Raw genomic sequence first — 12,713 nt, forward strand, 5'->3', positions numbered from 1 at the left:
ATTAGCAAAAGCATTGCTATACACATTTTACCTTTTGTAGGGGAGGAGTTTTACGAAATGGCAAAGTACACAAGAGAAGATATCGTAAAATTAGTAAATGAGGAAAACGTAAAGTACATCCGTCTGCAATTTACAGACATTCTCGGAACGATTAAAAATGTTGAGATTCCTGTGAGCCAGTTAGAAAAAGCTCTCGATAACAAATGTATGTTTGACGGTTCATCTATTGAAGGATTCGTACGTATCGAAGAATCAGATATGTACCTATACCCAGATCTAAACACATTTGTTATTTTCCCTTGGACAGCAGAAAAAGGTAAAGTTGCACGCTTTATTTGTGACATTTATAAGCCAGATGGGACACCGTTTGATGGAGACCCGCGTAACAACTTAAAGCGTATCTTAAAGGAAATGGAAGAACTAGGATTTAGTGATTTTAACCTTGGACCTGAGCCAGAATTCTTCTTATTTAAATTAGATGAAAAAGGCGAGCCAACGCTTGAACTAAACGATAAAGGTGGATACTTTGACCTTGCACCAACAGATCTAGGTGAAAACTGCCGCCGTGATATCGTGCTAGAACTTGAAGAAATGGGCTTTGAAATTGAAGCATCTCACCACGAAGTAGCACCAGGACAGCACGAAATTGATTTCAAATATGCAGGCGCAATCCGTTCTTGTGATGACATTCAAACATTCAAACTCGTTGTCAAAACCATTGCGAGAAAACACGGTCTTCATGCGACATTCATGCCAAAACCATTGTTCGGTGTAAACGGATCTGGTATGCACTGTAACCTATCATTATTCAAAAATGGTAAAAACGCATTCTTTGATGAAAAAGCAGATTTACAATTAAGCGAGACTGCTAGACACTTTATCGCAGGTATCGTCAAGCACGCAACAAGCTTTACAGCAGTCACAAACCCAACGGTTAACTCATACAAGCGTCTTGTACCTGGCTATGAAGCACCTTGCTATGTAGCATGGAGTGCACAAAACCGCAGCCCATTGATCCGTATCCCGGCATCACGCGGCATCAGCACACGTGTAGAAGTGCGCAGCGTAGACCCATCTGCAAACCCATACCTTGCACTAAGCGTATTACTTGCAGCAGGTCTAGACGGAATCAAAAACAAACTAGACGCACCAGCACCAATCGACAGAAACATCTATGTCATGGACAAAGAAGAGCGCCTTGAAAACGGCATCGCTGACCTTCCTGCAACACTTGCAGAAGCACTCGAGCTGCTAAAATCAAACGAAGTCATGATCAACGCACTAGGCGATCACCTATTCGAGCACTTCATCGAATCAAAAGAAATCGAATGGGATATGTTCCGCACCCAAGTACACCCATGGGAACGCGATCAGTATATGTCTCAGTATTAATAATAAAAACCCCTTGGAGCCATTGACTTCAGGGGGTTTTATTTTTGTGAGTGTTTTCTAATATTTCAAAATGAGGAAGCCATCACCCACAATTCACCCACAAAAAAGGCGTCTTTAAAACTTTTCAACGAAGGTCTCAGAAAAAGTATTCAAAACCTTGCTGAAATGATTAGTACGAAGTCCAAGTGGAGCGATATTGTCCGCTATATTTGCAAATACAGAGTGTCTAATTAGGAAAGGAAGAGGAATATCAGATGAAAAACAAATTTACAGAAGGAGACTTGTGCGCATGAATAATCCTTACAAAGTTACAAATTCAACCATCTCCATTAATAACTTAATGACCAAAGGAGAAGTGAAAGTCATTATTCTAGATGGCCATTCCAACCAAGCGTTTTTAGCTGAAGCATCTATTTATGGGAAAAGGGAAATCACTACACGTGACGGCCAATTTACAAAGTTAAATTACTCAAGTTCACACAAAATAAAATAGCAGGAGGCTTCCACCTGTAGGAAACAGTCAAAAATAAGTTAATTGCTAATGATTCTGAAATTATTAAAACAGGCATAGTGATGGCAGCTATATATTTTAACGTTAGCTAATTAAAAATGAGATAGGAGGGTCACCATCCTATCTCTTAGATATTTTTAAAATCAACCTTTTCTTTTAATGCATCTTTTAGATAAGAAACAAAAAGGAGGCCCTCCTTTAGTTTTTGCTTTTAGATGAATAGTTTTCAGCTCGGCTTGAGGAGTTATTACCTTTTGACTCATGTTGCTGTCTGCATTAGAAGTTGAAGCAAATGCAGGAGATGCAGAAACAAGTAAAGCAAAGGATAACGCGGAACAAGTTATAATTTTTTTAAATCTCATTTAAAACCCTCGCTTGTTTATTTTGATATACCTAATTATCCTATATTTTATAAAAAATTCAAGGGTGTTTTTGTAAAAATACAAACGATTTTCAGAATTAGATAGATTACAAGAAAATTTCCATATGAACTTTCAAGGAGTGGTAGGATGAAATCTGAACAATTGTGATTACTTCAAGGGATTGATGAGAAATCATAGTGGTAAATCATTACCATCACCAACAAAAGCAAATATGAAATGGTATAAGCCTGAAGATAGAGTAAAGAGAGATAAGGACATCCGAAATTAATATATCAGATGTATATTAGTAAATACGGAGATTCTAAATGGGATTGGTCTAGTTTAGACATTCAACATGTTATTCCTTTAGAATATGGTGGAGATAATAAAATGGGTAATTTATATGCACTCACAAGAACGTTGCATCAACAAGAGGTTTCTCCTTGTTGGAGAGGATATAGATAGAAGGTGAAAGATTGAGTAGGATCGTGCAGATATTAGAAAAGCTTGAAAATCAATTAGATGAGAAGAACACCATCAATTTCTCGGTAGACGGTGAAGTCTATGAAAAATGCTGTACCTTCAATGCTCCAGCCGATCAAGAAAATATAAAACAATTTGAAAAGAAACATCATGCATTGCCTGACGATTTCAAAGAGTTTTTATGTCTACATAATGGCGCAAGAATATTTGAAGACATAGTTTTTGGGAACAAGGTGGGTGGAGGATTACACATTTTCAGTTTAGAAGAAATCGAATCCGAGTTGTCTAATGATTTTTTTGATCAGGTTGATGGAACAGCTATTGCTGCTCTTTTTGAAGGGTGCTACTTGATGATAAATAAGGGAAATTCCAACCTTTATCTATTTGAAGACGGTCTAGAATATAGGCTGCTTGATGTAGATTTTGAAACTTTTCTTCAGAAGTATATTAATTCTGAAGGCGATGCGTTTTGGGAATAATAGAACCAAAGTGTCCATGTTTATGGGCACTATTTTTATTTGTAATGCGGAGAAAAAGCCGACAAAAAGGAGGATAAAATGGGGACCTTTTTTCATGCGTGGGTCATCGTATGATAGAGACAAGCAAAACGAACGTGAATATTTTGTCCAGAAGGAAGAACCTGCGGACGCTGATTATTGAGCACTTTAAGTGCCTTGATTGGTGTCCGCATTTTTTATTGGAAGACGCGTCTTTCCCTTATCAATGGCGTATCTGGATACGGAACAAAGGTGTTGAGGAATGTGGCAATACGAGAGGGACATTCTGAGCCTGGATAGCAGCTGGTCTGCGGCGGCCGTATCCGGAGGAAACGATGATTTGATGGGAACAGTCGTCTTTTGGGTGTATGGCTGCAGGTGCTTTGGTGAGGGATAGGAGCGCAAAAATATAAAGAGGGAGATGATGAGCATGGCATCAAAATTTGGTGTATCTGCCAATCCAACAAAAGCAAATCACAAAATTGGAGAGGATAAGGTCGTACGAATTCCGGTGCAAAACCACAACGATTTTAGTGCTGGTCCCAATTTAATTTCACAAAGAAAGGTTAATGGCAAGTGGGAGACAATTAAAACAAACTCCCCGAACCCGCTTAACCCAGGTGAAAAACTTTATGATCAATTTGACATCAAAGAGTCATTTGGTAACAAAAAAGGTACTTATCGATTTAGAGTGGATGTAGAACGTTACGACAAAAAGGGCAATCATATTGCAACTCTTGGAACATTCTACACTAGCGAATTTTACATTAAATAGAACCAATTCAGTGAACACCTGAAAATTTCCAAATCACCTCCGATATATGTTTAGGAGGTGATTTCTTATGAATGAAATTAACGAAACCAACGAATTTACATCATTTGAACAGAGTAAATACACCGGGATTTATTTGAAACAATTTGGGAAAAAGATGCATAAATCAACTATTAATCAACAAACAGCATTTAAAGAGAAAATAAAAAAGCAGTATAATAGAAAAGAAATTCAAATGCTTTTGGGTAGGACTGAAGATATTATAGAGAATAAGAAATCTAATAAGCATTACATTGATGCAACAAATAAACCTAATAATTGACTAGACTTTGCTAGAACGATTGGTATTATTAGCTTGTCGCTCCCTTGAGGAGTGTGGATTGAAAGAAACTATATCTTTAAAGTTAAGAAGAGCCAATGATGTAATTATCATTGGCTCTTTTCTTTTAACGGAATTTAAGTTACCTAAATAAAGGGGTGTGTTCTTTACAAGAGCACCCCTTTTTCGTATAGGCGAGGGGCTTGGCACGCCCCCAAGCTTAAACGAGAGCGCGGCAGCTTCACATTCTCCTTATACATTATAATAGGTGTACTTAGTGTACTTGGTACACCGCTAATATAACAAGGCTTTAAAGTGCACCAATAAAGCGAATGAGTGTAGAATGACATAAATTCCAACCAAGAACTTTTTTTTTTGTTCATTTTGATATAATAGATTCAAAACACTAGTTAAGAACTGCGGTTAATTAAAAAATAGAGGAGTACTTATGAAAGAAAAAATTATAAAAGAATATTTCTTTATGTGGGTAACTAGAGATTTTACGTTTTTAGATACGTATTTTTCTGATGATATTATCTACCGCGAATGTTATGGAGCAATGTATGTGGGTATAGAGGAAGTCCATTTGTGGATCAAGAAAATGTTACTGAAGCAAGTTGTTTTAGAATGGAAGATAAAAAATATTCATCAAGTAAATGATACCTTATTTTTTGTAGAATGGTTTTTTAAAGCAAAAGAAGAACAACTTTATTCATTTGATGGTATATCAAAGATTAGATTTGATGGAAATAAAATCCGATTAATAGAAGAGTATGAAGCTAAACATGAAACTTTTAGACCGTGTAAGATTGATTAAAGATGTCCAGGGACAAGAACATCAATCACATGCACTTAAAACTGATACGATGTGAGGTTAAACACGGTTGAGGGATACTCCGTATGAATGGTACAGAAAATTGTCCAGGGACAAATTTGCTCCGTTTATTAAAGATTGTTGAGGGACAAGAACATGGTCCCCATTGAAGTCGCTATTTTAGCGGCTTTTTATTTTATCGGTACAAGTTCTTGTCCCGATTGCCGGAATGCGAAAAGAACATGTTACTATTGCCAATTAGTCATAAATCTAATCGATAAAAGTTGGGTACTTTGTGTCAATGTACAATGAGCTTCACATTCAGGAGGCTTCATATTCTAACGTGAATTGATAAATGCAAAAATCACACACGTTTCATACGTGGACAAGGCTGCTAATCAAAAGCAGTTCTTTTTTATGAAGTCAGAAAAGCTGCCAGACTTTCAAAAGGAAATCAAGGTCATTGCGAAAGCTGATGATGCGCAGCGTCTTGTGTACGGTATTGTATACGAACCAAACGTAGCTGATGCACATGGGGATTACATGACACCAGAAGAAATCGAAAAAGCCGCTCATGGGTTACTGAAGGATGCACGTGAGATCGACAAACAGCAGGATTTCCAAGGCGGTGTCGGAGAAGTCGTTGAATCGTAAATTGTTCCGTCTGACTTTGAATTGGGCGATGAGGTTATCAAGAAAGGATCGTGTGTACCTGTGACGAAGGCTTCCGATGAAATTTGGGAACAGATTCAAAAGAGCGAGATCCCGCCGGATATAACAGCCGGATATTCAATGGCCGGAACAGCAGACATAGGAAAACAAGAGTGTGAGCCAGCTTCTTAAGAGAAGGGGCTTTTTTCTTTGCTTAAAAACTTCTTTTTATCAAAAGGAGAAGTAAAGAACCGATACGACAAAGGCCGCATGCGTCGTGAGTTTTGGGCGGCACAAGATGCACTGAATTCCGTTTTGTATAAATCGGATTCTTACTACGATGAAGACTGATCCTGAAAAGGTGAGAGCAGCACTGCAAGATTTTGTGGAAATCACACAAGAGATTCTGTTTACTGATGACTTGGCTGGAAGCAAAACTAATCCACCTGTAGAAGTCGCAAAAGAAATGGCCGCAGCTGTAGGGATGTTTAGGTCCACAAGATGCAAATAATTTGGATCGATGTATCAAATATAGGTTGTAGAACACTTCTCATTCTTGTAAGGAAACAAGTGGTTAAAGATTTCCGATTAAAAAAATTGAATTGATTGATAAAGTAAAGTAGTACTACTTCATTATAAGCACAAATACTGGTAGAATTGAGCAAGCAAACCATAAAATGCAACTGAGTTAAATCAGTATAGCCAATATCCAAAAATAATTAAAATATGAGGGAGAAATTTAATGGAGTATGTATTAATGGAACCACCAATTATAATGGAATCCTTTGAAACTTTATCAAAAAAAGAGGCTAAAATTCTCTTCGATTGGTTTGTTAATCAGATACCACTACGGATTGAAGTTTTGAAAAATGTTACTAATGGAGAGGTGGACTTTAATTTCACCCCCGAGTCACTTATAGATATCTATAGTTGGTTTTTATCTCAGGTGGAGATTTATGAACTATCAGAAGAAGAGATTGGTAGAGAATTAGAAGAATTAAGGCAATATCCTGATTTTATTTATGAAGATGAAAAAAAGAGCTTATTGGCTAATCCAGTTGAAATTGCAAAAGTGGACTATGCAATAGCAATGGATATTGGTATATATTATGGGGAAACCATTAGGAGAAACTATCCGCAAGTAAAGTGGACATACTTTACTAAGCCTAAATCACATTCCTTTTTAAACAAGCCAGTATTATATTTTAATGATGCAGATGATGACATGATATCTTATGAAAGAGAACCAATCGATCTGATGTTTGTTCTTAATCAAAGAATAAAAAGAGGCGAGATTACAGATCACAGTCTGTATGAACTTTATCAGTACGATGTGAATGAAATTCTCGGTATCTTTGAGGACCCTGAAGATTAGGAAAAAGGGCAGCTTCTGGCTCAGTTTTTTTATATTCACAAAATAAGAAAATGAAATGTAAATATATGTTGAAAAGAGAATTAGTGTTTCTAAATAAAATGTTTTAAATTTGTTTCTATGCTACCAACTTCAATATCACTTCTAAGCAATTCTTCATGTTTTGAGTTTTGAGGCGGCAACTTGCGTTCTACTTTGTATTATATCCTTTAGAAAGCTCTGTTACCTCTTGTGTTACACTACTGCCATGTCGTTCCTCTTTTAAAGCACTCTACATAAAACATACCTTTTATAGATAAGTATGTTTGCATTTTGCGGGATACCGAAAACTTTTAAAATGAACACCTTGTCTTTACATATGTTGTAAATTACGTGTTAAAATTATACAAAGGAAATGATAGCAAGGGGGTAATGGGATGTCGAATTTGATTTCTTCTGTAGATGTAGCAAACACGCTCAACAAATGGTATTTACATATTAAAAAGAGGGAAGTTTCACAAGCGGTAGAGCTGAGGGATGAGATTCAAGAAATGTTAGGCGAAATGGAAGAAAATCAAGATGTGTTACTTTATTTCAATATTCTTGATTACAGATTTAAGGTACTGATGGAGGATTTAGTGGGGCAACCAACAATAACAGAAAGTGAAAGAGTCAAAACAGATGATATGCTAAGGTTTTACTTTTATCTTTTCAAAGGTATGTATGAGAGTGCAAAGAATAACTATTCAGAAGCCCTAGTCTTATTCAGAGTAGCTGAGAGACAGTTGGACAAGGTACATGATGAAATTGAAAAGGCTGAGTTCCATTATAAAATTGGCACACTCTACTATTTCAATAAAGTCACGCTTCTTTCTCACCATCATCTACAAACAGCAAAGGACATCTACAAAGGTCATGAAGGTTACAGCATACAAACCATAAACTGTAAGATGTTGTTGGCACTGAATTTGATTGATGACGGTAGACTAGACAAAGCTGAACGGATGCTTTTGGATTGTGTCGATAGATTGATTGAAAAGAATGATAAGAGATTGTTAGCGTTGGCTTATTATGATTTGGGATTTCTCAAAATTCAGGATGACCAACATATAGAAGCAATTGAATATTTCAACAAAGCAATTTCCGCAGATGATCTAAAACAGTCAGCTCCTGTTTCATACTTACAATGTGCGTATGAATTTGCAAGATCAAGCTACAAATCAAATCAGTTGGATCAGGCAATAAGTTGGGTTACTGAGGGGAAAAACTTCTCTAAAGAACAGCAGAACACAAACTTTATGTTGAAATTCAATATCCTTGAGAAATGTTATACAACACCACAGGAAAGCTATGAAGATATCAAGAAAGGGCTATGTCTTTTGGAAGAAAGAAAAGCATATGTTGATATAGAGGCTTTAGCTCCTGATGTTGCTTCCATTTATAAGAAGTTAAATCTTTATGAAGAAAGTAACTACTTCTTGGAATTGGCTTTAAAATCTTGTACGCTAATAGGAAAGGAGGTCATATGATCATGAAAAAAATAATGATGATGATTACTACTGCTTTGCTATTATGTGCAATTCTTGGAATGCCTGCTGGAGAACAAACTCAGGCAAATGCTAAAAATGAGGTAGTGTTGCTTTTCTCTAGAGGTGCAGGATCATAAAAGGGAATCCACACTACGGAGGATAATTGGTTAAAAAACAATAAAGTGGATTAAAGTGTCAGACTCCTTATGGTATTCTAGTAAAAGAATATTCCATAAAAGGAGTCTTTTTTATATGAAAATATTAGATGCTCCATCTTTACTATCAGCTGTCGAACAAAGGTCAAAAGTCTATCAGGAGCTTCGAGACGAAATGCAGCATGTGAAAAAAGCATTAAAAAGTGTGTCGGGATTAGGTGATGAATTTACTGGAAAAGGTGCAGACAATATCAAAGCCTTTTATGAGGATCTTGCGCTTTACACGGACACTTATCTTGATTTTATTGATATGCAAAAAGCTTTTTTAGATGGGGTAAAAGGAAAGCTTGATGATGAAACGTTAGGCGGGAGTACATTTATTGATGAGCATTTCTTAGACGCTCAACTGAAACAAGGGATTCAGAATAATAAAGATATGGTTAAGGAACAAAAAGAAGCTCTCTCCACTATTTTTGATGACATCAGTGATCTCATAGAACTGAATGTATTTTCAAGTAAAGAGGTCAATGAACATTTAGATGATGCGAACAAAAAAAGAAAAGATGCAATTGAGGCTGTACATAAAATAGATCATGAGCTAAAAACAGAATACGCAAAATCAGAAGCGATTGAAAAACACCTCTCAACTTTTTATGCAAAGATGATGGCTGCTACAGGAAAAGGAAAAAATGCGCAGCCCATGTATTACGATGCAAAAGCATTTCATGAGACAGATGTGTACAAGAATCATGATAAAATCGATGCACAGGTGAAAGCATATTTAAAAGTGAAAAAAGAAGAAAAAGAGAAACGAAGAATCAAAGAATTGAAGGAAAAGCTCAACGATCCTTCTTGTTTATCAGAAGAGAAATACTTTGAGATTGTAGACGAAATTGGTTATGAGAATCTTTCTTACGATCAAAAAATGTATTACAGCCAGCTTCTCCAGATCAAAGCGCAGGAAGAAGCCTCAGAGGGGTTCGTTGATGTTGTAAAAGGTGCAGCAGTAGGTCTATATGATGTAGCCAAAGATACAGTAGTTGGCATCTATGATCTTGTGACAGATCCTGGAGGTGCCGTTGAATCGGTCGTAACGGCTGTTTCCCATCCAATTGAAACATCGAAAGCGATTGGAAAGTCGATTTCAGACTCATTCCAAAAAGAAGTCATTGATGGTGATGCATATTCTCGATCACACTGGTTTGCCTATGCGACTGGTTCTCTAGCAGAAATTGTCTTTGGTTCTAAAGGTGCAGGAGCCATTACAAAAACGGGGACAACAGCGGCAAAAACAACGGTGAAGAAAGGCCTTGAACAAGGAGCAAAATCATTAGACAGAGTTTCTATTCCGAATCTATTGCCATACTCACCAAAATTTCAAATGGCTGGCGGCCTGAAGCTGCCGTATAACGTGTTTGACGGAGAAAATCTCAAAAATAAACTCCTCTCTATGGCAAAGCGTCTAGACAACAATTCAGGATACGGAATCTCTAAGACAGGCAGACGATTACCAGCACCAAAATCACCACCGACTGTTGTTAGCTACGGAGATCACTATGTGAGATGGAAACGTAAAAAAGTATTAAAACCAAATGTTGTTTATTCAACAAAGCAAGGCTACACCTATACAACCGATCACTACGGACGTATTGTCAAAGTCGAAGCAAGTGATTTAAAATACGGAGAGGTCAAAAGAAACCAATATGCCCAATCCAATTCAGGAAAGCCTGATCGATTACTAGATGATGACGGAGGTCACTTGATTGCCTCTATTTTTAAAGGTTCTGGGGATATTGATAACCTTGTTCCGATGAATTCACAGATTAATAGAAGCGGTGGGAAATGGTACAAGATGGAGCAAACATGGATAAAGGCTCTAAGTGCAAACCCGCCCAAAAAAGTTAACGTAGAAATTAAACCCCTATACAATAGTGACTCATTGAGGCCAACAGAATTTAAAGTAAATTATACAATAGAGGGAAAATTGAAAAGAACTGTTGTGATACAGAATCAAGCAGGAGGTTGACAAAAAGGTGCAAAATCAAGCAGATCTATTTAAGAAAATCGCAGAAGAGGTTAATGAAATTATACCAACTGATTGGTATAAAATTATTCTTTATGCTGAAGTACTCGAAGATTCATCAGAAGTGTTTTTTTTCTTTAAAACAGACTGTGATAAAGAGTATATCTATTCTCATGATATTCCAGAAACGTTTAATGTAAGTGAAAATATTTATGAAGATTTACTTCTAAATTTACATGCTTTGTTTAAAGAATTGTGGGTTAATGATAAAGAAATTAATACTGATGTGTGGACTAGTGCAACATTAAAATTAAATAACAAAGGGGAGTTTTCCATCGAATATGATTTTTCAAATATATTAGAAGATGGAATAGATGAAGTTCAAAAACAGGAGATATGGATGTATCAAAATATTGGAATACTTCCAGAAGATCAGGAAGATCGAGAATTTGTGATTGAATATATTAAGAACAAAGAAAAGAATGATAACTAGTTTACTTGCATAGAAAGAGCACCGTTCCAGGCAGAATGGTGCTTTTATTCTTTAATGACTACTTTTAATTAACAATAAAACTTCTCTTTATTTAAACCGATAAACCGTCACCTCACAATCACCCAGTTCTTCTTCAATCATCTCTTCAACAATCGTCCAATCGCCACCGGCCAAGCCGCAGCCAATCCCATATGGAATGGCGATGGACGTTTGGTTTTTCTCTTCAGGTGATTGTGTCACTGTATCCTTTAGGTGTTGAAAGCAGCTGCGTAAAGCATCGTAGTCGGTTTGCTTTCTTGTTCTTCCATACCCAGCTTGGGCAAATAGGTTGGCAATTGTTTTTCCATCTTTTGTTGTGATGAGTTGAATGGAGCTTAACAAGTTATCTCCTTGTTCTGTACATAACTGTTTATAATCTTTGAACACATTCGGATATTTGCTTTTGATCTGTTTCGCTAATCCAGCTCCCATGATTCCTTTACAGTTCACCTGGTGACAAATGATGTCTTCGCTTGCCTCTAATATATTACCGTCTACCGTTTTGATCATATGCAGTAACCCCTTTTTGATATAATGCAAACTTATGTTCTATTATAACAGTTTTGTTCCTGTAATTTAATAGCCTTTGATGAGTTTTTAGTTAGTACATGATGTTCAAGTGACAGCAAAGTGACAAACCTGTCATATGATTCCATGGTTTGTTCGTTCGATCGATGGAGGTAGACATCTCATTTCCATTATCCTTATCGTAAATCAAGTAAAAAGGGATGAAATGAGATGCGGGAATTTAATGAAGATTTATTTAGGTGGGTGAATCAGCTCAGTATTGATTATGGTTCCATGAATCCGATATTTATTGGACTAGCTGAATATACAGTGCTGCTAGCAGCGCTCATGTGTTTGTTTGTATGGTTTCAAAATCGCAGCAGGTACAATAGGGCGATGGTCGTTTCTGCTGGACTGACCTTCATATTGGCAGAGTTACTTGGGAAAATCGCAGGGGTGTTTTATTTCAATCAGCAGCCCTTTGCAGAAATGAGCCACGTCAATCTTTTGATTCAAAAAGAAGTGAATAACTCGTTTCCGAGTGATCATACCATCTTTATTTTTTCGATTTTCCTGATCTTTTGGCTGTTTCATAAACGCCATTTTTATTGGCTGATCATTGCGTGTGCTGTTGGATTTTCAAGGATTTGGGTAGGTGTTCATTATCCATTTGATGTCTTCGCAGGAGCTGCTATAGCGTGTTTAACAGCCGCTGCTGTTGTGTATTTGCCGATATTTCAAAAAAGTGTTAATTCCATCTTGTCATGCTATGAATGGCTTGAACAGAAATTGGTAGGGAAGAGAACAAAATAACA

The 12,713-nt window shown here is 36.7% G+C and carries 14 protein-coding genes and 1 pseudogene; 14 read left to right on the forward strand and 1 reads right to left on the reverse strand.

Features of this window, described 5'->3' with window-relative positions; translation table 11 throughout:
- Positions 1 to 57: 57 nt before the first annotated feature.
- From glnA to NST59_RS08595, 13 genes and pseudogenes are all read left to right on the forward strand, one after another.
- Entirely contained in the window at positions 58 to 1,392 is a 1,335-nt protein-coding gene (gene glnA / locus NST59_RS08530) for a type I glutamate--ammonia ligase (RefSeq protein ID WP_007499421.1), read from the forward strand.
- A 289-nt stretch (positions 1,393 to 1,681) separates the two neighbouring features.
- Positions 1,682 to 1,885, forward strand: coding sequence for an XtrA/YqaO family protein (locus NST59_RS08535; RefSeq protein ID WP_144490507.1), 204 nt, complete (start codon positions 1,682 to 1,684; stop codon positions 1,883 to 1,885).
- Between the two features lie 856 nt (positions 1,886 to 2,741).
- Positions 2,742 to 3,227, forward strand: coding sequence for an SMI1/KNR4 family protein (locus tag NST59_RS08540; RefSeq protein ID WP_186315123.1), 486 nt, complete (start codon positions 2,742 to 2,744; stop codon positions 3,225 to 3,227).
- A 448-nt stretch (positions 3,228 to 3,675) separates the two neighbouring features.
- Complete coding sequence (locus NST59_RS08545) at positions 3,676 to 4,020, forward strand: structural protein (RefSeq protein ID WP_144490505.1); 345 nt, start codon at positions 3,676 to 3,678, stop codon at positions 4,018 to 4,020.
- 67 nt (positions 4,021 to 4,087) lie between these two features.
- Entirely contained in the window at positions 4,088 to 4,339 is a 252-nt protein-coding gene (locus NST59_RS08550; RefSeq protein WP_144494812.1) for a hypothetical protein, read from the forward strand.
- Positions 4,340 to 4,784: 445 nt separating this feature from the next.
- On the forward strand, positions 4,785 to 5,153 hold the full coding sequence (locus NST59_RS08555; protein ID WP_073980114.1) for a nuclear transport factor 2 family protein: 369 nt from the start codon (positions 4,785 to 4,787) through the stop codon (positions 5,151 to 5,153).
- Positions 5,154 to 5,498: 345 nt separating this feature from the next.
- A pseudogene (locus NST59_RS08560) lies at positions 5,499 to 6,095 on the forward strand (XkdF-like putative serine protease domain-containing protein); the annotation flags it as partial.
- A gap of 46 nt (positions 6,096 to 6,141) precedes the next feature.
- A complete protein-coding gene (locus tag NST59_RS08570) occupies positions 6,142 to 6,312 on the forward strand; it encodes a hypothetical protein (protein WP_186366069.1) in 171 nt (56 codons plus the stop codon).
- A 246-nt stretch (positions 6,313 to 6,558) separates the two neighbouring features.
- Complete coding sequence (locus NST59_RS08575) at positions 6,559 to 7,176, forward strand: hypothetical protein (RefSeq protein WP_144494810.1); 618 nt, start codon at positions 6,559 to 6,561, stop codon at positions 7,174 to 7,176.
- 413 nt (positions 7,177 to 7,589) lie between these two features.
- Positions 7,590 to 8,681, forward strand: a complete 1,092-nt coding sequence (locus NST59_RS08580; RefSeq protein WP_144494808.1) for a Rap family tetratricopeptide repeat protein — start codon at positions 7,590 to 7,592, stop codon at positions 8,679 to 8,681.
- A 2-nt stretch (positions 8,682 to 8,683) separates the two neighbouring features.
- A complete protein-coding gene (locus NST59_RS08585; protein WP_260853792.1) occupies positions 8,684 to 8,818 on the forward strand; it encodes a hypothetical protein in 135 nt (44 codons plus the stop codon).
- Positions 8,819 to 8,933: 115 nt separating this feature from the next.
- On the forward strand, positions 8,934 to 10,862 hold the full coding sequence (locus NST59_RS08590) for a T7SS effector LXG polymorphic toxin (protein WP_151284307.1): 1,929 nt from the start codon (positions 8,934 to 8,936) through the stop codon (positions 10,860 to 10,862).
- 7 nt (positions 10,863 to 10,869) lie between these two features.
- Positions 10,870 to 11,352 (forward strand): immunity protein YezG family protein, encoded by a 483-nt coding sequence (locus NST59_RS08595; protein ID WP_058837633.1) that lies wholly within the window; start codon positions 10,870 to 10,872, stop codon positions 11,350 to 11,352.
- An 87-nt stretch (positions 11,353 to 11,439) separates the two neighbouring features.
- Here the strand turns inward: NST59_RS08595 and NST59_RS08600 are convergent, their stop codons facing one another.
- On the reverse strand, positions 11,440 to 11,901 hold the full coding sequence (locus tag NST59_RS08600) for a macro domain-containing protein (RefSeq protein WP_151284308.1): 462 nt from the start codon (positions 11,899 to 11,901) through the stop codon (positions 11,440 to 11,442).
- A gap of 228 nt (positions 11,902 to 12,129) precedes the next feature.
- Between NST59_RS08600 and NST59_RS08605 the strand changes: the two genes are divergently transcribed.
- Complete coding sequence (locus NST59_RS08605) at positions 12,130 to 12,711, forward strand: undecaprenyl-diphosphatase (protein WP_151284309.1); 582 nt, start codon at positions 12,130 to 12,132, stop codon at positions 12,709 to 12,711.
- Positions 12,712 to 12,713: the final 2 nt, after the last annotated feature.

It is taken from the genome of Bacillus sp. FSL R5-0439 (assembly GCF_038008805.1).
In the GTDB taxonomy this organism is placed as follows: domain Bacteria; phylum Bacillota; class Bacilli; order Bacillales; family Bacillaceae; genus Bacillus; species Bacillus safensis.